Raw genomic sequence first — 22,024 nt, 5'->3', positions numbered from 1 at the left:
ATGCGCCTGTCAGACAATGCAGACGACTCTGCCACGCCCCGGTCAACAGGTCGTGGCAGCGTCGTCTGTAGCGAAAGCCTCCTGTCACGAAGGGTCTCTCATGCCCGATATCAGGCAGCGCGCCCGTTGCGCACCATGGCATGGGGGTCGATGACGAATTTCTTGGCAGCGCCACCGTCGAAGTCCGCGTAGCCCTGCGGCGCTTCTTCCAGACTGATGACCTGCACGTTGACCGCATCCGCGATATTGACGCGCCCGAACAGGATCGCCTGCATCAGCGGGCGGTGATACTTCATCACCGGACACTGCCCCGTGTGCAACGAGTGAGACTTGGCCCAGCCCAGTCCGAAGCGCATGGAGAGTGCACCGACCTTGGCGGCCTCATCCTCGGCGCCCGGGTCTTCGGTGACATAGAGGCCGGGAATGCCGATCTGGCCGCCGGCACGCGTCAACGCCATTGCCGAGTTGAGCACCGTCGCCGGCTGCTCACGCCCATGATCACATCCACAGCCATGCGCCTCGAAGCCGACGCAATCGACGAAGCAATCCACTTCGCGCTCGCCGAGAATCGCCTCGACCTTGTCCTCCATCGAGCCTTCCTGACGCAGGTCGATGGTCTCGCAGCCGAAGCTCTCGGCCTGCTGCAAACGCTCGGGAATCATGTCGCCGACGATGACGCAGGCCGCCCCCAGCAGCTGGGCAGACACCGCCGCCGCCAGTCCGACCGGCCCGGCCCCCGCGATGTAGACCGTGGCACCCGGCCCGACCCCTGCAGTCACGCAGCCATGGAAGCCTGTCGGGAAGATGTCGGAGAGCAGCGTCAGGTCACGGATCTTCTCCATCGCCTGATCGGCATCCGGGAACTTGAGCAGGTTGAAGTCGGCATAGGGCACCATGACGTAATCCGTCTGACCGCCAGTCCAGCCGCCCATGTCGACATAGCCATAGGCTGCGCCGGGACGCGCCGGATTGACGTTCAGACAGATCCCCGTCTTGCCTTCCTTGCAGTTGCGGCAGCGCCCGCAGGCGATGTTGAACGGGACCGAGACGATGTCACCGACCTTGATGAATTCCACGTCGCGGCCAGCCTCGACGACCAGTCCGGTGATCTCGTGGCCCAGCACCAGGCCCTGGGGTGCCGTGGTCCGGCCACGCACCATGTGCTGATCGCTACCACAGATATTGGTCGAGACGACCTTGAGAATGACGCCGTGTTCACACTTGCGATTTCCCAGCGCCAGGGTCGGATAGTCCAGTGATTCGACACTCACCTTCCCCGCTCCCTGGTAGACGACTCCGCGATTGGCATTGGCTGACATGACGTGCTCCTGCTGGCATGGGATTTGGTGCATGGACGGCGTCAGACAGGCACGCTGACGACATCTCCCGTCACTTGCCGATAACGCCGACCACCCGCCCCCTGTCGGTGGCGTCCGACCTGAAGGGCCCCTGCAGACTAGGCCACTTGCCACGGGTGAGCTGTCCAGATGAGGCATCGACATGCCCATGCGAGACATGCCACGACCAAAGTGGCAGTGCGCATGACCGAGGTCGTCGCGCCTGACCGACAGGATGCGTCGATGCATCGCCACACTTGAAGCCAGTGACACTGCCCCCACGTCAATCAGCAGAGCACGATGGGTAACCCATTTCGCCATGGCAATCGCTCGCGCCAGCCCTCGCTCCGTGAGCGGCGTCTCGCTGCGAGCCATTGGCCTGATTCATTCCAAGGAGAGACCATGACCATGACATCCAACGCCCTGCGCACCGCCTGCATGACCGTCGCCATCGCCGGAACCGCCTTCATTGCGGGCTGTGGCAACACCAGCGTGATCGAGAAGCAGGACACGCGTTACGAGGTCAGCGCCGTCGATGAGGACCGTGACGATGCCATCGCTCAGGTCAAGGAACGCGCTCTGGAAGTCTGCGAGGAGCAGGATCGCGACAAGTACGACGTGCTTGATTCCCGTGTCTTCGGCCCGCAGGACAGCATGTCCAAGGCAGCCGAAGGCAACGATCAGCTGGAAGGCGGCACCATCAATGAAGATACCGAGATGGCCGCCGCCACCCACGAAGGTGAAGGCTACAAGGTCGCCTGGACCATCCGCTGCCGCTGAGGCGCCTTCCCGTCAGCCAGCCCGAGCTGACAGCAAGGCCATGTGCATGAATGCAAGAGCGCATGAGCACAAGAGCGCATGAACGCAAGAAAGCCGCCCCTGAGGGCGGCTTTCTTGCGTTCATGCATCACGAAACCCCGGAGACGGACGGCCGTTCGGAACGCGCAACCTCGGGTTGCCGCCCACGACGGGATATTGCAGCGCCGCATTAGACGACTCTTGACTATGCTGAGACGAAAGCGCTCGCCAGTTCGGCGCCTGACATCCCCCCAGGACAGCGCAGCACGCGGGAGCGGAGGCGAAGCTTTTGCGTACCAGACAGCCGTGACACCCGAGCATTGCCATGCGAGACGCTCGACTGCCCCAACGCCCGGGGCGGTCGATCACTGCCATTTGCCATGACGAATCCATCAGGACTCTACGCGCCCAGCGCCGTCAAGGAGGCTTTTCCATGAGTATCGAACAACGCCTGGCCCCCGTTGCACTACCCGAAAACCGTCAACGACAGATCGTCGAGCGCCTGCTCTCTGGCTCCGGGGTCAGTCTGAATGGCCCTGACCCCTGGGATATCTGCGTCCGCCATCCGGATCTGTTCCGGCGGGTGCTGAATCAGGGCAGTCTGGGGCTGGGTGAGGCTTACATGGAAGGCTGGTGGGATTGCGAACGGATCGACGAGATGATCCATCGCCTGCTCAAGCATGGGCTGGGGGAGCGAGCCCACACCTTTGGTGAGCGCATCGCCTACCGCCTCCAGGCAGGAGTCATCAATCTGCAGAGCCGTCGTCGTGCCGAGGTGGTGGGCAAGGTGCATTACGACTTCGGCAATGACCTCTTCACCCGCATGCTGGACCCGACCCTGTGCTACAGCTGCGGATACTGGAAGGGATTGCCGATCGCGCCGGAGAACCTGGAGCAGGCCCAGCAGGCCAAGCTGGATCTCGCCTGTCGCAAGCTCGGGCTGACACCCGGCATGCGCGTGCTGGACATCGGCTGTGGCTGGGGAAGCTTCGCCGCCTACGCCGCGCGCCACTATGGCGTGGAAGTCGTCGGCATCACCATTTCCGCCGAGCAGGCGGCGCTGGCGCGGGAACATTGCCATGGCCTGCCAGTGGAGATCCTGCTCAAGGATTACCGTGACGAGCAATTCCGTCACGAGGTCGGCACCTTCGATGCCATCGTGTCCATCGGCATGTTCGAGCACGTCGGCCACAAGAACTACGCGACCTACTTCACCCGTGTCGCGCAGCTGCTGCGCCCCGGCGGTCGCTTCGTGCTGCACACCATCGGCTCCAACCTGAGCGACATCTCCGCGGACCCCTGGGTCAATCGCTACATCTTCCCCAACGGCGTGCTGCCCAGTGCCAGTCAACTGATCCAGGCCAGCGAGCATCACCTGATCATGGAGGACTGGCAGAATTTCGGTGCCGACTACGACCCGACGCTGATGGCATGGCGTGCCAACCTCGATGCCAGATGGCATGAACTGGCCGACACCTACACGACGCGGGACAAGCGCATGTTCGAGTATTATCTGGGTGCCTGTGCCGGGGCCTTCCGCGCCCGCCAGCTTCAGCTCTGGCAGGTGGTCTTCACCCACGGCAATCCGGGGCGTTACGACGCACCACGCTGATCCGCTTTCGCCCTCCGTGCGCCTGGCACTCTCCAGCCGTGCCAGGCGTCCGGCAAGGCGACTCACCAGGGGACGACTTGCCCCTTGGTGACCCATGACTCATGACTCACGATGCGTCGCCGGTGACCGGGAGCGCGTCCCTCTGGCACCTGTCCGTGATGCCGGGGCATTGCCTGCCGACTCGGCCTGCGAGCGGGAGATGCTGTGCCTGGCATTGCGCTCCAGCGCCTGAAGCATGCCGGCCAGCTGATCCAGCGATTCATCCTCGAAGCCGACATATAGCTCCTCGCGAACTCGCGCGATGCGCTCACCCAATTGCACAAGGCATTCATGCCCCGCCTCGGTGAACCACAGGCAGCGAGCACGACGATCCGTGGCGTGGGGTTCGCGACGAATCAGCTGCTGACACTCGAGCTGATTGAGCGTGCGCGTCAACGACGGCATCTCGATTCCCAGCTCGCTGGCCAGCATCTGCTGGGTACAGCCCTCGCCAAGCTTCTCCAGATGCACCATCACCGTCCAGCGGGCTTCCGTCATCCCCAATGGCTCGACCGCGGTCGTGATCGAGGTACGCCACAGGCGGTGGACACGCCCGAGCAGGCCTCCCAGGGAGGGCTTGATGGTCTCGTGAAGGGGTTGAGCATCATCACAGGCTTTCATCGCCTGCAGCGCCACTTCGTCGTCAGTGCCTTGTTGCATGATGATTCTCCGTCTCCACGCCACGGGGCTCACCCCCTGGATGAGCCCCGCGATGCCAACGTCAATTTAGCTTGCTAATGAATGGCAGGATCATACGCTTTATTAGCGGGCAAATCAAAACACGCGTGACGGGACGCGCTCGGCAGCATCCTGCCACTCCCCTTTCCGATGGCGCGCTGGCCTGTTTGCGTGCCTGAGCGCCCGCGTGAGTGTTCGCGTGATCCTCGCGCGGCTAGTCCGCCTCCGAGCCGATCCCGTGGCGCTTGAGCTTGTTGGCAATGGTGGTGTGCGAGACACCAAGACGCTTGGCCAGCAGTCGGCTGGAGGGGAACTCCGGATAAAGACGCGCCAGCACGCGCCGCTCCACCTCGTCGTGGATATCGCCGAGGCTGCCTGCCAGATCGATGCTGTCCAGACCTTCATCGCGCACCTCGCCAATCAGGCGCAGATGCTGCGCCTCGATCACCTCGCCCTCGCACAGCGAGACCGCCTGGAACAGCACGTTTTCCAGCTGGCGCACGTTGCCGGGCCAGTGATAGCCGCGCAGGCGTGCCATCGCCTCCGGTGAGAGAGTGCGAACACGCGCTCCGATCTGGCGCACGGCACGTTCGAGAAAGTGATGTGCCAGCTCCTCCAGTCCATCCAGGCATTCCCTGAGTGGCGGAATCTGCACGCACAGCACATTGAGACGATGGAAGAGGTCGTGGCGGAAGCGCCCTTCGCTGCTCAGCGCCGGCAGGTCCTGCTGGGTCGCGCAGATGACGCGCACATCCAGAAAGGTCTCTTCATCGCTGCCGACACGCCTGAAGCCACCATCCTGCAGAAAGCGCAGCAGCTTGACCTGCATGCGCGGGCTCATCTCGCCGACCTCATCGAGGAAGATGGTGCCACCACTGGTCAGCTCCAGCAGACCCAGCTTGCCTTCCGGCCGTGCCCCCTCGAAGGCGCCCGGGGCGTAACCGAACAGCTCCGTCTCGGCCATTGACTCCGGCAGGCCCGCACAGTTGAGCGCCATGAACGGTGCCTGCCCGCGTGGACTGGCCAGATGGCAGGCGCGCGCCAGCAATTCCTTGCCGGTGCCGGTCTCGCCCTCGATCAACAGCGGGGCATCCAGCGGCGCCATGCGCCTGGCCTCCTTGACCACGGCGGACAGCTGACGGCTTGCCTGGAAGATGGCCTCGAACCCCCGCACCTCGGTACGCTGGATCTGATAGATACGCGAGCCCAGACGGTCCGCACGATGCAGGGTGACCACGGCCCCCGCCAGCGAGGCCACGTCCTCGTTCTCGGTATGCAGCGGCGCGATGTCGGCCAGGAAGGTTTCCTCTCCGACACGCAGGCGCAGGCCGTTGACGCGGGCATTGTTGCGCCGGATCAGCTCCGGCAGGTCGACATCCTGGATGTGACGCGTCAGTGCCAGCCCCGGCACCTCATCGATGCGGACGCCCAAGAGCTTGCCGGCCGCACGATTGGCCGCCACCACGCGTCCCTCCATGTCGATGGACATCACCGGATCAGACAGTGATGACAACAGCGCATTGAGCTCCAGATGACGCCGCTCGGTGGGCATCAGGCTGACCCGGGTGACCTTGAAGACCCCGGGAATTTCCTCCAGTGCTGGCTTCAGGGTGGAGAGCTGCATGCGCAGCATGTTGGGAACATGCAGATAGATGGAATTGTTGGCCTCCCCACCGACCTCACCACGCAACACGTTGAGGCCGTAATCGGCAAAGGGGGCCAGGATGTCGCGCAGAATCCCGATCCGGTTCTGACAGGTCAGTTTGAGGCGCATGGCGTTCTCGGCATTGTCGTTGGCATATCGTCGCTGTCAGGGTGGCTCTGACGGCACGGCTCTGAGGGTCAGGCGCTTGAGGATCACAAGCGCGGAGGGGAAACGCTGATGACCCGAGGACATCATTCGAGCTACCGCAGGGCAATGCGGCACATCGATGACGTTAACGTAAGCGTTATCAAAAACCTCGTAAAGCATTCCTTACAATAGACGGTATTGCCGGCACGCAAAACTGCCCGAATGGCACTGATCGAGGCCATCAGCCGCACAGGTGTCAGGATTATGTGACAAGAGACGGGGTATCGCACCGCTATCTGCCGCGCAAAAGCAGGCCGTGGCACTGGTCAAGGCTGTCCGACAAGGCCTAGCGTAGTCATCGACATGCAGGGACTGACATGTCCGCCATGATGACAATACGGCAGCCTGCCCACGCAGCGCCGCCATACCGTTCGGGAGGTTGCATGAACGCACCGCAGGGTCGTGACTGGCCACAGGCATCCCAGGTATCTGCGCCCGGATCGCAGGCTCAGGCCAAGGGCACCCGCTACGTGGCGCATGAACCGGATAGCCAGGGCAGGATCCATTACAGCGATCAGGAGCACGCCACCTGGCAGACGCTGATGACGCGCCAGCTGGCGCTGGTCGAGGGACGCGTCTGCCGCGAGTACCTGCAAGGGCTTGAACATCTTGACCTGCCCCGGGATCGCATCCCCCAGCTGGATGAGATCGACCGGGTGCTCGAGGCGGCCACCGGCTGGCGAACCGCACGAGTACCGGCCTTGATCCCCTTCAACCGCTTCTTCGAACTGCTCGCCGAGCGGCGCTTCCCGGTTGCCACCTTCATTCGCCGTCCCGAAGAACTCGATTACCTGCAGGAACCGGACATCTTCCACGAGATCTTCGGTCACTGCCCGATGCTTACCCACCCCGCCTTCGCGGAATTCACCGCCACCTACGGTCGACTCGGTCTCGCCGCCAGCAAGGAAGAGCGCGTCTACCTGGCACGCCTCTACTGGATGACGGTGGAATTCGGCATGCTGCGCGAGGTTCAACCCGATGGCAGTCGTGCGCTGCGCCTCTACGGCGGCGGCATCATTTCCTCGCCACGCGAGACCTGCTATGCACTGGGCGAGCTCGAAGACAGTCTCGAGTGCCCCGAGCACCTGCCCTTCGATGCCGTCGAGGCACTGCGCACCCCGTATCGCATCGACATCCTGCAGCCGCTCTACTATGTCCTGGAATCGCTGGACGATCTGCATGAACTCGCCAGTCGCGACATCATGGCGCTGGTGCACGAGGCCATGGCGCTCGGTCTCAAGACGCCGCGCTTCGCACCACGCTGATCGCACCGGCGCCTTGCGCTTCTTTTCACCCGCCCCACCCTCTTTCCTCAAGCCGGAGATAGTGACATGACCGAACTCGCCAGACAGTCCTGTGAAGCCTGCAGTTTCGATGCCCCCAAGGTCAGTGACAGCGACATCGAGACGCTCAAGACCGCCATTCCCGAGTGGCAGTTGCTCAATCGCGATGGCATCATGCAATTGGAGCGATGCTTTAAGTTCCGCAACTTCAAGCAGGCACTGGCATTCACCAATCGCGTAGGCGAGATTGCCGAGGACGTCGGGCATCACCCGGCACTTCTCACCGAGTGGGGCAAGGTCACCGTGACCTGGTGGTCCCACGAGATGAAGGGTCTGCACAAGAACGATTTCATCATGGCCGCCAGAACCGACGAGGTAGCGAAATAAGATGTTCGAGCAGATTGCGCGTGTACCCGGGGATGCCATCCTCGGCCTGATCGAAGCCTTCAACAAGGACACCAACCCGCAGAAGGTCGACCTCGGCGTGGGCGTCTATCGCGATGCCAACGGCAATACGCCGGTCATGCGTGCGGTCAAGCAGGCCGAGGACCGCCTGGTCGAGAGCGAAGTCACCAAGACCTACATCGGCTCCCACGGTGACCCGCGCTTCGGCAAGGTCGTGCTGCCGATGGTGCTGGGCGCCGAGTCGCCGGTGCTGGCTGCCAACCGTGCCAGCGCCACTCAGGCGCCCGGCGGTACCGGTGCCCTGCGTCTGGCGGCAGACTTCATCGCCAGCAACCTCAAGGGCCGTGATATCTGGCTGTCCACTCCGACCTGGCCGAACCACCTGGGCATCTTCGATGCCGCAGGCGTGACGCGTCACAGCTACCCGTATGTCGACGAGAACAATCGCCTCGACTTCGACGGCATGCTGGCGACCCTCAAGACGATTCCGGAAGGCGACGTAGTGCTGCTGCACGCCTGCTGCCACAACCCGACCGGGTTCGACCTGAGTCGCGAGCAGTGGGACCAGGTGCTGGAAGTCGTCCAGTCACGCAAGCTGCTGCCGCTGATCGACTTCGCCTATCAGGGCTTCGGTGATGGTCTGGAAGAAGATGCCTACGGAGTGCGCCTGCTGGCCGAGAATGTCGATGAGGCCATCATCACCAGCTCCTGCTCCAAGAACTTCGGCATCTACTGCGAGCGTACCGGCTGCCTGATCCTGATCGCCAAGGACGAGGACAGCATGCTGGACGTGCGCTCCCAGGCCGCGATCACCGCGCGTGAGAACTACTCCAATCCGCCGGCACATGGCGGTGCGGTAGTCATCGACATTCTCGAGGACGAGACGCTGCGCGCGGAGTGGAAGAGCGAGCTGACCGAGATGCGCGAGCGCATCAATGGCCTGCGTCGTGAGTTCGTCGAGGCGCTCAAGCCGTATGGCCTGGATGAGCAGTTCGCCTTCATCGCCGAGCAGCGCGGCATGTTCTCCTACACCGGCCTGACACCGGAGCAGGTCGATCGCCTGCGTGACGAGTTCGGCATCTACATGGTGCGCTCCGGACGCGCCAACGTGGCCGGCTTCTCCAGCGAGAATCTGCCTTACGTCGCCAAGGCCATCGCGACCGTCGTCAAGGGCTGAGCCTGACCGAACGCTTCGTGAAAGATGAAAAACCCGCCGATTGGCGGGTTTTTCATTGCTGGGGGCGAGACATTGTCAGGCGCCCTCAGTCGGCAGCCTTCGCTGTCACCCCGACCGTCATTCCTCGCGCTCGACAGGCAGCGTCGCGAGACTCGCCGCCACCGCCTCTTCCAGCAGGCTGACCAGCAAGGCCTGCACCTCATGCAGCGGTTCATCGTCCTGCGTTGCCTGCCACTGCCACTTGAGCGCCAGATAGCGCTCGCTGCGCATCGAGAGCGGCATGCCGATCAGGTCGCCTCCGGCGTCCTCGAGTACCTGATGCGCCGACAGGGCATCGATGATGGTGGCAGCACTGCCTGAGCGCGCCAGACGCCCGGCGCTGGCAGGCGTGGCCACCTCCACCAGACTCGCCGGCGTCACACGCTCTCGCTTGAGCAGTCCACGGACCAGCCGCCCCTGACTGCTGCTTTCCGGCAGCTCCACGAACGGCCGCTCATTGAGGCGTTCCACCGTCAGCGGCTTGTCGAGCAGAGGCCAGCACGAAGGCCACAGCAATATCAGCGGCAGCTTGAGCACAGTCTGGCCTGCAGCGTCGCGCTGCTCGTCGGCAGCCTCGACGGGAGGCTGTGCCGCCGTTGTCGTGTCGTCCAGAGAGGACAGCAGATCATCCTGGCGAGTGATACCGACCTCCGACAATGCGGCATCGTCTCCCAGCTCCGGCATGCCTGAGGAGATGCCCTGCGCCGCAGGGATGCCGGCGCCCTCCTCGGCGCCCTCCACCAGCACGGTCTCCTCACGGGCCCGGGCGCGCAGACTCTGCTTGAGTTCGCGCGCGCGTGCGGCCGCTGTCCTGGCACGCTTGCCGCCCTGAGGCTCCTCCGGCGCTTCCAGCGTGACGGCCATGTGTATCCGCCCCTCGGCCAGCGCCGCGGCATGTGTCGAGGCTTCCATCACCTCAAGGCTCGGCAGCCAATCACTCAACGACTCGCTGGCCGCGATGCGCTCAAGCCATCCGGTGCTGAAGGCTTCCAGAGACGGCGTCACTGCCAGTACCAGGCGCGGGCGCTTGCCACTGCCCGGCCCGAAGGCCAGTCGCCTGAGTTCGGACTGCGCGGTGAACATCCGGGCCAGTGACGGGGTCAGGCGTTCGGCTTCCGGCGTGGGCACCAGGCGGCCACCTTCACGCAGGAACAACGAATAGCCCAGCGTCTGCTCAAGCTGTGCCAAGCCCCGCGAGACCACCGGCACGCTGATGCCCAGCTGCGCCGCGCCACCCTTCATCGATCCGCACTCGATCACCGCCCACAGCATTTCCAGCTGACGCAGCCGTATGCCGGGTTCACGTGTGCCTGTGTCTGACTGCGCCATGATGTTGCTCCTTGAAGGGGTTCGTCCGCGATGCTCCGAGAGTCAGCAGTGGGCGCCGGCTCATTTAGCCTTACGCTAATCATGCTGACGCCAAATGTCACGCTTCACCTGCCTTCAAGACGTCATGCCCCTGAAACGACACTCCCCCCGCTGATGAGTCAGCGAGGGGAGTGAGGGACAAGGCATCGATGCGCCAGTCATTCGTTCAGACCGGCCACTCGTTCAGGCCAGTCATTCCTTCAGACCGGCAATGGGCGAGCCATCACGAGAGTGCCAGAACGCCTTCTGCTTCAAACAGCACGCCCTTGGGCAGTTCCTTGACGCCGACGGCAGCACGCGCCGGATACGGCTGGCTGAAGTACTGCTCCATCAAGGTGTTGACCACGCCGAAATTGCTGAGATCGGTCAGGAACAGGTTGACCTTGACCAGCTGATCCAGGCTACCGCCTGCCGCTTCACACACTGCCTTGAGATTGCGGAACACCTGATCGGCCTGAGCCTCGAATCCGCCCTCCACCACGTCCATGGTGGCCGGGTCCAGCGGGATCTGGCCGGACAGGAACACCAGGTTGCCGGTACGCACCGCCTGGGAATAGGGACCGATGGCGGCAGGTGCGGCGTCAGTGGAGATGATCTGCTTGGTCATGCGGGCTTCCTTGTATCGAGTGGTGAAAGAGAGGTCTTGAAGCGTATGGGAGACGCGTCACCAGACAGCGTGCTCAGCGACTCCCTGATGACACGAGACGAGAAACGGGAGCGATCCGGGCCCGCCGACACCGGCAGACCCTGACGACGGCACATGGTATTCAGGCAGCGTAACGACCGAGGTTCAGCCCGTTCGGGTCGATGCCGGGCGTACGCCCGCCGACCAGGTCCGCCAGCAGGCTGGCGCTGCCACAGCTCATGGTCCAGCCGAGCGTGCCGTGTCCGGTGTTCAGCCACAGGTTGTCATACTTGGTGCCACCGATGATCGGCGTGGAATCCGGGGTCATCGGACGCAGGCCGGCCCAGAATTCCGCCTTGGCATAGTCGCCCGCTTCCGGGAAGACATCACGCACCACCATGTTGATGGTCGCACGGCGCTTCTCGAGCAGGGACAGGTCGAAGGACGCAAGCTCCGCCGTACCGCCCACGCGGATGCGATCATCGAAGCGCGTCAGCGCGACCTTGAAGGTCTCGTCCATCACCGTGGACTGCGGCGCGGCATCGGCATTGATGATCGGCACGGTCAGGCTGTAGCCCTTGACCGGGTAGATCGGCAGATCCAGATCCAGATCACGTGCCAGGAAGGGCGAGTAGCTGCCCAGGCACATCACATAACTGTCGGCGCTCATCTCGCCGCGGTCGGTGATCACCTTCTCGATCCGGCTACCAGTACGCTGGATGCGCTGGATCGTGGTATTGAAGACGAACGTGACGCCCAGGGTGTCACGGCAGTAATCCGCCAGCCGGTTGGTGAACAGATGGCAATCACCGGTCTGATCGTCCGGCAGGTGCAACCCGGCGATGAACTTGCCCGGTACGCGCGCCAGGGCCGGCTCGACGGTGGCGCAGGCCTCGGCATCCAGCAGCTGGTGACGCACGCCACATCCGGCCAGTACCTTCATGTCCTTCTGCACGGCCTCGACCTGGGCCTCGTTGCGGAACAGCTGCAGCAGGCCCTTCTGACGGTCCTCGTAGCGCAGCCCTGTCTCTTCACGCAACGAATTGATGCACAGACGACTGTATTCCGCGACGCGAACCATGCGCTCCTTGTTCACGGCATAACGGTCCGCATTGCAGTTGGCGAACATCTTGACCATGAACTTGGCCATCTGGGGGTCCATGCGCGGCTGGATCTTGAGAGGCGCGTGCTCCTGGAACATCCACTTGACGGCTTTCTGCGGAATGCCCGGTGCCGCCCAGGGAGAGGAAAAACCGAAGGACACCTGGCCGGCATTGCCGTAGCTGGTTTCCATCGCCGGACTGGCCTGACGATCCACGACCGTGACCTCATGGCCCTGACGCGCCAGATAGTAGGCACTGGTCACGCCGACGACACCGCTTCCGAGCACAAGAATCTTCATGTTGTTCTACTCCGTGACTGCAACCGCGCTCGGCGGTGGAAGAAAGGGGGGTTCCGTGCGCCGCGCACGAAACGTATCGCTTGATCCAGCCCCGAGCAGCAGCGCCGCCTTCAGTGGCTTGACCTCAATTACCCCAGTATAAGAGTGAAATCCGTCACGAATATTCTGTTATTGGCCTCCAATACAGATGATTGATAGCTAATTTTGCCAACCTGCCAGCAATTACGCACAAAAAAGCGGCCATTTTTAGAATGGCCGCTTTTGCGCTACGTCAAGGACTCGTCCTGGCAGTCTCACCCTCTCGAACACCCCCTCATCGGCATCACGCGGTGGCGCTCTCGACAGGCCCTCGGGAGGGCTTGCCCAGCCCACCGATCGCCTGACGATAGAGACGCCAGGCCACGATACCGGCCAGCAGATTGCCGATGGCCGCCCCGATCGCGACGCCGCGCAGACCATCGAGCTCAGCGCCCAGCCAGACGGCTGGCAGGAAGCACACGAAGAGACGCAGGAAGGACAGGAGCGTGGCCCGTAGCGGCCAACCCAGCGCATTGGCGGCCGAGACCACTAGCATGCAGATTCCCAGGAAGGCATAGCTTGGCAGCATCCAGGGGATCAGCAGGACCAGCGCCGCGCCGACCTCCTCATTGCCGACCAGCAACCGGGACAAGGGGACGGCGAGGAGCGCTACCACCACGCCCAGCACCAGCTGCCAGATGATCACGATCCTGGCGACCAGATTCATCAGTCGGCGCACTTCCTGCCAGCGACCTGCGCCGTAGCACCGTCCCAACCAGGGGGGCAATGACATGGTGAGTGCCAGCACCACGATCAAGGAAAAGGTCTCGAGCCGGCAGGCGATCCCCCAGGCGGCCACCTGGGTCTGACCCAGCGTCGCCACGATGGCCGTGACCAGCATGGCGGACACGGCCGGCATCATCTGCGAAAGGATGGCCGGTGCCGCGATCCCCGCCAGCTGACGCCAGGAGTCCCGCCATTCTTGAACCAACCCCTGCACCGCGATCCACTCTTCCTGCAACAGCTTGAAGGTCGTCACCATCAGGCCGATCACGAAGGCGATCAGCGTCGCCCAGGCAGCCCCCGCCAATCCGAACCCCGGCACGGGGCCGAGACCGAAGATCAGCAGAGGGTCCAGTGCTAGATTGAGCAGACTGGTCACCAGCATCATCACGCCGGGCAGCCGCGTGTTGCCGTGGGCACGAAACAGGCTGTAGAGCACATAGGCCATGGCGCCCACCCAGCTGGCCACCAGCCAGGGGCCCCAGTACTGCTCGATCAGCGAGAGCTCCTGATCATTGGCGCCCAGCAGATGGAAGGCCGGCGCACGTATCAGCCATAGTCCTACCATCAACAGTGCCAGCAATCCGCCGGAGACCAGCACCACCACACTGCCGAGCCGCCGGGCACGAGCATCCTCCCCTGCCCCCAGCGTGCGTGACACGATGGCGGCAATGGCGATGCCCATGCCGACCTGGACCCCGATGATCAGGAAGGTCAGCGGGAAGGTGAAGGACTGAGCCGCCAGTGGCGCAGTTCCCAGGCGCGACACGAAGGCGGCATCCACCAGATTGAAGCCCAGCAATCCCATGATGCCGATGGTCATCGGCAGTGTGGAACGCCAGAGACGGGACATCAGCTCGCCGGTACTCGGACAGGATGAAGGCGAGGATGTCGAAGAAGTACGAGTCGAAGACATGCAATCACTCCCAGGATGCCAGGCATCGCTGGTCTGAAGAAGAGAACGAGGGCGCTTGAGCTACGCGACGACAGCGCTTGAACGTTGATTCTAGGGATTCCTCCGTCAGGCAGATACCGCCAGCCAGACATGTCTTTGATGCAGTAACGGCAACACGAAGGCGAGAAAATCCGTTGATGCGTAGTATTAGCGGAAACATTGGCCGTGCTAAGCTTCGCCTGTTGACGATGCTGACCCGCTGGGCGACCGGTCTGTCCCTACCGATTGTCCTGCCATCTGCGGGCGGCGTCCCTGTCTGCTGAAGCGCGCCGCAACCCTGAAGAGCAGGACGGCTGCGTGAGCCTTTTCCTGTTGCATCACGAGAGGTCATACCGTGGATAAAGCATCCCGCTTGTTGCTGTTTCTGGATGTCGTGGAAGCACAGAGCTTCTCCAAGGCAGCCGATCATCGTCAGGTCAACCGCTCGGTGGTTTCCAAGCAGATCAGTCGTCTGGAAGAAGAGTTGCAGATTCGTCTCTTCAATCGCTCGACCCGCTCGCTGGCCCTGACCGATGCCGGCCGCGAGATCCATCAGCATGCCTTGCGCCTGCGCGAAGTGCTGGAAGATACCGATGATGTCGCGGGCGCCTACCAGGATGGGCCACGAGGGGTGCTCAAGATCACCAGCCCCAGCCACTTCGGTCGCACCTATGTGGCTCAGGCGGTGCGCCTCTACATGGAGCGCTATCCGGACACCCAGGTGGAAGTCCGTCTGGAAGACCACCTGACCGACCTGATCGGTGGCGGCTATGATCTCGCCATCCGCATGTCGGAACTGGAAGACTCCAACCTGATCGCGCGTCCCCTGGCCGCGCATCGCCATCTGATCTGCGCATCGCCTGCCTTCATCGAACGCCACGGCATGCCGAAGACCCCCGCGGACCTCTCGGGGCTGCCGGCGGCCGTCTATTCACGGGATGGCTTCATTCTCGACCGCCTGCGGGTGTGCAGTGAAAGTGGCGTCGAGGAAAAGGTGGCGCTGGATTCTCGCCTCAAGGTCAATGATGCCGACGTGCTGATCGGAGCCATCAAGTCCGGTGCCTGCTATGGCATGATCTCCGCCATCAACATCAAGGATGAGGTACTGAATGGCGAGCTGGTCCCGCTACTTACCGACGTGCCGATGAAGCCGCTGCCATCCATCCATCTGGTCTACCCGCATCGCCAGTATCTTCCCCAGAAGACGCGTCGCTTCAGTGATTGCCTGCAGGAAGTCGTCGGGACTCCGCCGGTGTGGGAGCAGCGCATTCCGGGCTTCGAGAACATGTACGGCTACGGCAAGACCTGCAGCTGAGCGCGTCACTTGCCTGTCTGGCGCCCGCTTCTGCTGCATGAAGCACCGAAGGTAAAACGAAAACGCCCGTCATGCGACTGCATGACGGGCGTTTTCGTTTCCTGTGCCAGACAGGGCTTGCACCCGTCAGCTCAGGCGGCCCCGGGACAGGGGCGAATGCAGGGCTTGTTGCCAAGCCACTGCTTGAGCTCCGGCAGGCGCTTGGGCCGCGCGTAACGGAAGCCCTGCACCAGATGGCAACCCATCTCCACCAGCAGGCGTTCCTGCTCCACCGTCTCGACGCCCTCGGCCAGCACTTCCATGCCGAGGCTATCGGCCAACGAGATGGCATGCGAGACGATGGCGCGGTCACGCGCATCATGATCCAGGCTGCGGACGAACTGCTGGTCCACCTTGAGGCGACAGGCGCGTAGATCCCGGACATAGAGCAGCGAGGCAAAGCCGGTCCCGAAGTCATCGATGGCAAGCCTGACACCTCGGTCGATCAGACCGGTCAAGCGCTCGACGACGCGATCCAGATCCGGCACCCGTGAGGACTCGGTGATTTCCAGCTCCAGCCGCTCGGGGGCGAAGTCGTGCAAGGCGAGCGCCTGTGAGACTCGCTCGGGAAAGCCGGGGTCACGAAATTCCTGGGCCGAGACGTTGATCGCCACCGACAGCGGCTTGCCGTCCGGGGTCACCAGATCCCGCGTCGCCTTGAGAGCAGCATCCATCACACGAGCCCCGACGGTACCGATCAAGCCGTACTGCTCCGCCAGCGGAATGAAGCGCCCAGGCCCGATGGTCCCGAGCTCCGGATGGTCCCAGCGCACCAGCACCTCCACGCCGACCGCCTGACCACTGACCAGATCGAACTGGGGCTGGAAGGCAAGATCGAGCTCTTCGAGATGCTCGCGCAGGTCACTGGTCAGCCGGTAATCGTTGAGGTGACGCATGTGGGCACCGGGCGAGAAGACATGCCAGGCCCCGCAGACATCGATATCGTCCTGCTCGCCATGCAGCATGGCCAGTTCAGCCAGGTGCAGCAGCCGATGCGCGCGACGCGCGTGCTGAGGCGCCAGGCTGATGCCCACCCGCGCGGTGACGGGCAAGGACTTGCCATCCAGGCGCATCAGCGTGACCAGCTGCTCGCACAGCTCGCTGGCCCGCGCGATCAGGGCGACTTCATCGCCGGTGAAGAACAGCGCGAAGGCATTGCCCAGCGGACGACAGACCAGTGCATCGCGGTATTGCAACGACATCGCTTCCGCCACGCGCTCCAGCAGCGGGTCGATACGCTCCGCGCCATGCGCCGAGTTGATGATCTCCAGATGGGTCAGCGAGAGATAGATGATGCCGCCATCGACCGCCTCACCGGACAGCAGCTCGTCCACCTGGGCATTGAAGCGATCACGCGACAGCAGGTTGATCGGCTGCAGTCGACGCAGCGCGATCAGCACCTTGTCGTCCAGTCCGGCAGCGCGCGCTTCGGCCAGACCCGAGAACGGCGCCTTGAGGCGCACGCGGCGCTCACTGACCGGTTCAAGCCGCGGACGCGCCTCACCGAACAGCTCCTTCCAGCCACAGGTATAGGCGACGAGTCGTTCTTCATCGAACACCGCCATTCGCCAGGGAAGATTGGCCTGCTGCACCAGCAGCCAGTGGCCCAGCTCCCCGTCGATCCCCATCATCCACATCCCCGGCTGGCCGCTGAGCCCACAGGGCTCCGGCAGATGCGACAGGGTTCTCGGCAGTTCAGGCTGGTGTTCTGCCTGACGGGCACGGGGTGAGCTCCAGGCGAGCTGGCCGAAGCGGTCGAAGATCCACAGCGGCTCTTCGATGGAGGATAACAACTTGATCAGAATATCGAGAGGCACGCTCACCCCACTGCAGTCACAATGAATAAGGGTCTTGCAATCCCGCCCGCTGACGGTGCAACCGTTACCGCCATCGAGCTCACCTCCGGTCCTTCACATGCCGTGTCTCACTTCAACGGCATGTCCTGCACTTTCACCATTACTGCAATCTTTCGCTAATACACTGAGTCTATGTCAGGGCATGGGGCAGGTACCAAGGCTATTTTCTCGCCCCATCAACGCTTGCGATGTCTCGACGCTTTTCCTGAGCCAATGCGGCATGCGACTCCCGGCCATCCAGGATGTCCTGATGGCCTCAAAGTGTCCTGGTGGCCTCAAAGCGTCCTGGTGGCATCAACACCGCGGGAAGAGTAGGATAGGCGCCCGTTTCGCCCGGACCGGATCCCGGGCGCCGAATCCATCGGTCAAAGAAATTCTCCGTCATGACTCTCAACGTCCCGAATTCCGCTGTATCCGCTCCTGCCTCCTCTGCAGAGCGCCCCCGCGCCGTCGTCATCTACTCCGGTGGCATGGACTCCTACACCGTCCTGCACCAGGCGCTGAAGGAAGGCTTCGAGGTACACGCCCTCTCCTTCCATTACGGCCAGCGCCACTCGCGTGAGCTCGACGTCGCACGCCAGGTCTGCGAGTCACTGGGCGTCGCCCATGAAGTCGTCGACATTCGCGCCATCCATGGCCTGATCGACAACTCCGCGCTGACCAACAGTGACCAGGCGATGCCCAAGGCCGACTACGACGAGGACTCCATGACCTCGACCGTGGTGCCCAATCGCAACATGATCCTGCTGTCCCTGGCGATCGCCAAGGCCGTCAATATCGAGGCTGGCGTGTGCTTCTATGGTGCCCACGGCGGGGATCACGTGCTCTACCCGGATTGCCGTCCGGAATTCGTCGAGAAGATGAATGCCGTCGCCGCGATCGCCAACTTCTCGCCGGTGGAGATTCGCGCGCCCTTCCTGCACGCCAGCAAGGACGAGATTCTGGCCGCCGGCATCGCCATGCAGCTCGATTACGCCCAGACCTGGACCTGCTATGAAGGCCGTGAACTGGCCTGTGGGGAATGCGGCAGCTGCCGCGAGCGCCTCGCTGCCTTCGCCGCCCATGGGCTGAGCGATCCGCTCGGGTATGACTCGACCGATTCGGCCAAGGGCGCAGGCACTCTCTGATGTATACGGTAAAGGAAGCGTTCTACACCCTGCAGGGCGAAGGTGCTCGCGCAGGGCGCGCCAGCGTGTTCTGCCGCTTTGCGGGCTGCAACCTGTGGAGTGGTCGTGAGCAGGACCGCGACACCTCGGTCTGTCGCTTCTGCGACACCGATTTCGTCGGCACCAATGGCCAGAATGGCGGCAAGTTCCGCACGGCAAGCGAGCTGGCGGACTTCCTGGCCAGCCTGTGGCCGGAACACACCGGCATCGCCACGCCCTATGTCGTCTTCACCGGCGGTGAGCCACTGTTGCAGCTCGACCGCGAACTGGTGGACGCGATGCACGCCCGCGGCTTCGAGATCGCGGTGGAGACCAACGGCACCGTCACGCCGCCCGCCGGCATCGACTGGCTATGCGTCAGCCCCAAGGGTGCCAGCGAGCTGGTCCTCACCGGCGGCGATGAGCTCAAGCTCGTCTACCCGCAGCCGGAGGCGCTGCCGGAGCGCTTCGTCAGTCTGGACTTCGCGCACTTCTATCTGCAGCCACTGGATACCGCCGCCCTGGATGCCCTGCCCGCGCCAGCCGCCGCTCGCGAGCATTATCGCGAGGTACTGGCGACGGATACGCCGATGAACCAGTGCGTCAGTTACTGCATGGCCAATCCCCAGTGGCAGCTATCGCTGCAGACTCACAAGATCAGTGGTATCGATTGATGACGGCAATGACTTCCAAGACCCTGTTCGTCAGGGCCCTCACCGCGGTGGATGCCTCGGTGTGGAGCAATACTCGCGGCCTGCATGGCATCAGTCAGCATCTGGACCTGGAGCTGGACGGCGCCGTCGGCCATGACGGCATGCTGTTCGACTTCGGCGACGTCAAGCCGTGGGCCAAGCGCATGATCGACCAGGACGCCGATCACACCTTGATCGTGCCCAGTCAGGCCGACGGCGTGAGCGTCACGGACTGCCCGGAAGGACTGTGTCTGCGCTTCACCCAGCCCTATGCCATGGAAGTGCGCGGCCCGCGCCAGGCCTTCTGCCTGCTGCCGGTGGCCGAGGTCACCACCGTGGTGCTGGCCAACCACTTCGAGAAGCTGCTGACGCGCCGCCTGCCGCCGCGCGTCGAGGCGCTGCGCGTGCGCCTGCGCGATGAGTGCATCGAGGGTGCCGCCTACACCTACAGTCATGGCCTGCGTCATCACAGCGGCAACTGTCAGCGTATCGCACATGGTCACCGCTCCCCGCTGGTCATCGAACGCAATGGGCTGCGGGACACGGCGCTGGAAGCCGAGTGGGCCGAGAAGCTCAATGACCGCTACCTGGCCGAAGAAGGCGATCTGATCGACCGTCCCGGCCGTGAGCTGGTGTTCAGCTATGAGGCACCGCAGGGCAGATTCCGCATTCGCCTGCCGCGCAAGCAGGTCTGGTTGCTGCCGACACCGACCACCATCGAGTGGATCGCCGACTGGCTGGCGCGCCAGATCGCTCTCGACAGCGGCGACAGCATTCGCGTCGAAGCCTATGAAGGGATCAACAAGGGCGCCATCGCGCGGCACACGCCAGAGACCGCCCGCCAGCCGCTGGTGCTGCCTGAGCATGAGGAAATACCCGCCACATCATGACGCAGACCGCCCACCACTTCGCGGCCACTCCCGCATCCGGCTGCCGCGCCGGCTGCGGGGGGTGCTGCATCGCGCCTTCCATCTCGAGCCCGATTCCCGGCATGCCCAATGGCAAGCCGGCAGGCGTGCGCTGCGTGCAATTGGATGACGAGAATCTGTGCAAGCTGTTCGGAACGCCACAACGACCGGCCGTGTGTGGCAACTTCGACTTCGATATCGAGCTGTGTGGCAATTCAAGCGAAGAGGCCCTGCGCCTGATCGGCGAGTGGGAGCGCCTGACGTGAGAGACGCCCCCTGAGGGATAGATCTCAGCTCACTCGCCGAAGAAATTGAAGGGCCTGGCGGCACCCTCGCTGCGACAGGCCAGCAAGGCGGCATTCAGCTGACGGGAATCCGCCAGCGGCAACGCAGTCGCCATCCCCTCCTGCCCCTGCTCCTCCAGCGGTGCGATCAACTCGAGTCGTGAGTCCTCGCGCCAGCTGGAAGGCGCAAGCTCGGCACGTCCCTTGGCACGGTTATAGCTGCGCCAGCCTTCCGTCGTGTGAAAGATGCCCTTCACCCGCCAGTCGCGCGGCAGTCCATCCAGCCACCGGGTCAGCTGATCAAGATCGAACACCTCGTCCGCCACGATTCGCCATCCCAGACTGGCATGCTCAAGCCCTTCGGCCTGCTCGATCACCGGTGCGCCGGGCAATGGCATCACGCCTGAGGCTGACGTCTTTTCACTGGTGGAAGTCTCCTGCGCCAGACGCGCCCTATCCCGCGCAGCGCGATGGGCAGCCGGCATGCTGATCTCGGGCTGGTTCTCACGATCTTCGCTGACGTGATGGGCGTCGCTGGCGTGCAAGCCGCCCTGGCGATGGGATTCACGCCCTGCTGGCAGCAGCCAATCGATCAGCGCGACCTCCTGACCGTCCATGCGTGCCTGGGCCGGCTGACTTTCGCCGTCGGCTCTGCCCAGCTCACCCACCCAGCGCTTGCGCGGCCACATCCCTTCAAGAAACTCATGCGCGGCCGCCAGCTGCTCATCAGTCGCCAGATCCCGCTTGCTGAGCACCACGCCCCCCGCCAGCGTCAGCTGATCCTGGAAGGTGCCGTGTTCACGCGTGCGGGTATCGTCCAGTGCACGCGGGTCCAGCAGGGTGATGACCTCCTCGAGCTCAAGCGCGGAGGCCAGCCCTTCACTGCGCAGTACATCGATCAACCCTGCGGGATGTCCCAGCCCCGAGGGCTCGATGATCAGACGATCAGGCCGGGTCTGATGGATCAGGCTGACCAGCCCCGCCTGCAGCACGAAGGCCAGCTGACAGCACAGGCACCCACCGGGCAGCCCCTTGACGCTGACATCCTCGCGTCCGGCAAACAGCGCCTGATCGATCCCCACCTGCCCGAATTCATTGACCAGGATCGCCCAATGCTCATCCGCCGGCTTGGCCGCGACCAGTGCCTGGATGAAGCTGCTCTTGCCGGTTCCCAGAAAGCCGGTGATCAGATGCACCGGTATCCGCGTGTGACGTGCTAAATCCGTCGAGGCGTCGCCGGTATCGGCGCCGCGTGAAGCCAGAGACATGCTGAATTCTCCGCAGGATGAAGGGCGTGCAAAAGGTTATAGAGTAACAAAATAAGCCCGGCGACGACGTCTCGTGAAGCGAATCCTGCCTTGCGACATGACGCAATCCGGCAATCGGCAAGCCGCCGCCAAGGGGACATACGCAAAACCCCTCGCCACCAGGGGTG

At 63.4% G+C, this 22,024-nt stretch carries 19 protein-coding genes; 10 read left to right on the top strand and 9 right to left on the bottom strand.

Features of this window, described 5'->3' with window-relative positions; translation table 11 throughout:
* Nucleotides 1-110 precede the first annotated feature (110 nt).
* Nucleotides 111-1,319, bottom strand: a complete 1,209-nt coding sequence (gene fdhA, locus BFX80_RS05170; protein ID WP_084208117.1) for a formaldehyde dehydrogenase, glutathione-independent — start codon at nucleotides 1,317-1,319, stop codon at nucleotides 111-113.
* A gap of 420 nt (nucleotides 1,320-1,739) precedes the next feature.
* Here fdhA and BFX80_RS05165 point away from each other — a divergent pair, with 420 nt between their 5' ends.
* Together BFX80_RS05165 and cfa are read left to right on the top strand one after the other, a co-directional pair.
* Nucleotides 1,740-2,117 carry a hypothetical protein gene (locus BFX80_RS05165; RefSeq protein ID WP_077374692.1) on the top strand — a complete coding sequence of 126 codons (378 nt, stop codon included), beginning with the start codon at nucleotides 1,740-1,742 and terminating at the stop codon, nucleotides 2,115-2,117.
* A 451-nt stretch (nucleotides 2,118-2,568) separates the two neighbouring features.
* Nucleotides 2,569-3,747 carry a cyclopropane fatty acyl phospholipid synthase gene (gene cfa, locus BFX80_RS05160; protein WP_077374696.1) on the top strand — a complete coding sequence of 393 codons (1,179 nt, stop codon included), beginning with the start codon at nucleotides 2,569-2,571 and terminating at the stop codon, nucleotides 3,745-3,747.
* Between the two features lie 99 nt (nucleotides 3,748-3,846).
* On the opposite strand, the gene BFX80_RS05155 is transcribed toward cfa, so the two are convergent.
* The gene (locus BFX80_RS05155) at nucleotides 3,847-4,446 is read right to left on the bottom strand and encodes a MarR family transcriptional regulator (protein WP_240499676.1); all 600 of its coding nucleotides are present in this window, start codon (nucleotides 4,444-4,446) and stop codon (nucleotides 3,847-3,849) included.
* A gap of 232 nt (nucleotides 4,447-4,678) precedes the next feature.
* Nucleotides 4,679-6,238: a sigma-54-dependent transcriptional regulator gene (locus BFX80_RS05150; RefSeq protein ID WP_084208116.1), complete on the bottom strand. Its 1,560-nt coding sequence runs from the start codon at nucleotides 6,236-6,238 to the stop codon at nucleotides 4,679-4,681.
* 461 nt (nucleotides 6,239-6,699) lie between these two features.
* On the opposite strand from BFX80_RS05150, the gene phhA reads away from it, so the two are divergent.
* From phhA to BFX80_RS05135, 3 genes are all read left to right on the top strand, one after another.
* The gene (gene phhA / locus BFX80_RS05145) at nucleotides 6,700-7,581 is read left to right on the top strand and encodes a phenylalanine 4-monooxygenase (RefSeq protein WP_084208115.1); all 882 of its coding nucleotides are present in this window, start codon (nucleotides 6,700-6,702) and stop codon (nucleotides 7,579-7,581) included.
* 66 nt (nucleotides 7,582-7,647) lie between these two features.
* The gene (locus tag BFX80_RS05140; RefSeq protein WP_077374704.1) at nucleotides 7,648-7,986 is read left to right on the top strand and encodes a 4a-hydroxytetrahydrobiopterin dehydratase; all 339 of its coding nucleotides are present in this window, start codon (nucleotides 7,648-7,650) and stop codon (nucleotides 7,984-7,986) included.
* 1 nt (nucleotide 7,987) lies between these two features.
* Complete coding sequence (locus tag BFX80_RS05135) at nucleotides 7,988-9,181, top strand: amino acid aminotransferase (RefSeq protein WP_077374706.1); 1,194 nt, start codon at nucleotides 7,988-7,990, stop codon at nucleotides 9,179-9,181.
* A 117-nt stretch (nucleotides 9,182-9,298) separates the two neighbouring features.
* Here BFX80_RS05135 and BFX80_RS05130 read toward each other — a convergent pair whose 3' ends face one another.
* From BFX80_RS05130 to BFX80_RS05115, 4 genes are all read right to left on the bottom strand, one after another.
* Nucleotides 9,299-10,549, bottom strand: a complete 1,251-nt coding sequence (locus BFX80_RS05130; protein WP_084208114.1) for a LysR family transcriptional regulator — start codon at nucleotides 10,547-10,549, stop codon at nucleotides 9,299-9,301.
* A 262-nt stretch (nucleotides 10,550-10,811) separates the two neighbouring features.
* Nucleotides 10,812-11,195 carry a RidA family protein gene (locus tag BFX80_RS05125; protein ID WP_077374712.1) on the bottom strand — a complete coding sequence of 128 codons (384 nt, stop codon included), beginning with the start codon at nucleotides 11,193-11,195 and terminating at the stop codon, nucleotides 10,812-10,814.
* A 160-nt stretch (nucleotides 11,196-11,355) separates the two neighbouring features.
* Entirely contained in the window at nucleotides 11,356-12,615 is a 1,260-nt protein-coding gene (locus BFX80_RS05120) for a D-amino acid dehydrogenase (protein ID WP_084208113.1), read from the bottom strand.
* A 322-nt stretch (nucleotides 12,616-12,937) separates the two neighbouring features.
* Complete coding sequence (locus tag BFX80_RS05115; protein ID WP_157109435.1) at nucleotides 12,938-14,269, bottom strand: MATE family efflux transporter; 1,332 nt, start codon at nucleotides 14,267-14,269, stop codon at nucleotides 12,938-12,940.
* 436 nt (nucleotides 14,270-14,705) lie between these two features.
* On the opposite strand from BFX80_RS05115, the gene BFX80_RS05110 reads away from it, so the two are divergent.
* Nucleotides 14,706-15,665, top strand: coding sequence for a LysR family transcriptional regulator (locus BFX80_RS05110; RefSeq protein WP_077374722.1), 960 nt, complete (start codon nucleotides 14,706-14,708; stop codon nucleotides 15,663-15,665).
* A 131-nt stretch (nucleotides 15,666-15,796) separates the two neighbouring features.
* On the opposite strand, the gene BFX80_RS05105 is transcribed toward BFX80_RS05110, so the two are convergent.
* Nucleotides 15,797-17,521 (bottom strand): putative bifunctional diguanylate cyclase/phosphodiesterase, encoded by a 1,725-nt coding sequence (locus BFX80_RS05105; protein WP_139345447.1) that lies wholly within the window; start codon nucleotides 17,519-17,521, stop codon nucleotides 15,797-15,799.
* Nucleotides 17,522-17,943: 422 nt separating this feature from the next.
* On the opposite strand from BFX80_RS05105, the gene queC reads away from it, so the two are divergent.
* Genes queC through BFX80_RS05085 form a run of 4 tightly spaced genes read left to right on the top strand, consistent with a single transcriptional unit; the run spans nucleotide 17,944 to nucleotide 20,571 of the window.
* On the top strand, nucleotides 17,944-18,687 hold the full coding sequence (gene queC / locus BFX80_RS05100) for a 7-cyano-7-deazaguanine synthase QueC (protein WP_084208111.1): 744 nt from the start codon (nucleotides 17,944-17,946) through the stop codon (nucleotides 18,685-18,687).
* Nucleotides 18,687-19,379 (top strand): 7-carboxy-7-deazaguanine synthase, encoded by a 693-nt coding sequence (gene queE / locus BFX80_RS05095; RefSeq protein ID WP_084208110.1) that lies wholly within the window; start codon nucleotides 18,687-18,689, stop codon nucleotides 19,377-19,379. The genes queC and queE overlap by 1 nt, the downstream gene beginning before the upstream one ends.
* An 8-nt stretch (nucleotides 19,380-19,387) precedes the next feature.
* The gene (locus BFX80_RS05090; RefSeq protein ID WP_084208109.1) at nucleotides 19,388-20,287 is read left to right on the top strand and encodes a 6-carboxytetrahydropterin synthase; all 900 of its coding nucleotides are present in this window, start codon (nucleotides 19,388-19,390) and stop codon (nucleotides 20,285-20,287) included.
* The gene (locus BFX80_RS05085) at nucleotides 20,284-20,571 is read left to right on the top strand and encodes a YkgJ family cysteine cluster protein (RefSeq protein ID WP_084208108.1); all 288 of its coding nucleotides are present in this window, start codon (nucleotides 20,284-20,286) and stop codon (nucleotides 20,569-20,571) included. Before BFX80_RS05090 ends, BFX80_RS05085 begins: the two co-directional genes overlap by 4 nt.
* 29 nt (nucleotides 20,572-20,600) lie before the next feature.
* Here BFX80_RS05085 and BFX80_RS05080 read toward each other — a convergent pair whose 3' ends face one another.
* Entirely contained in the window at nucleotides 20,601-21,857 is a 1,257-nt protein-coding gene (locus BFX80_RS05080; protein ID WP_084208107.1) for a CobW family GTP-binding protein, read from the bottom strand.
* Nucleotides 21,858-22,024 lie beyond the last annotated feature (167 nt).

The organism is Cobetia marina (genome assembly GCF_001720485.1).
Taxonomy (GTDB): domain Bacteria; phylum Pseudomonadota; class Gammaproteobacteria; order Pseudomonadales; family Halomonadaceae; genus Cobetia; species Cobetia marina.
The sequence above is the reverse complement of the archived record's forward strand: the minus strand, read 5'-3'. Positions and strand labels throughout refer to the sequence as shown.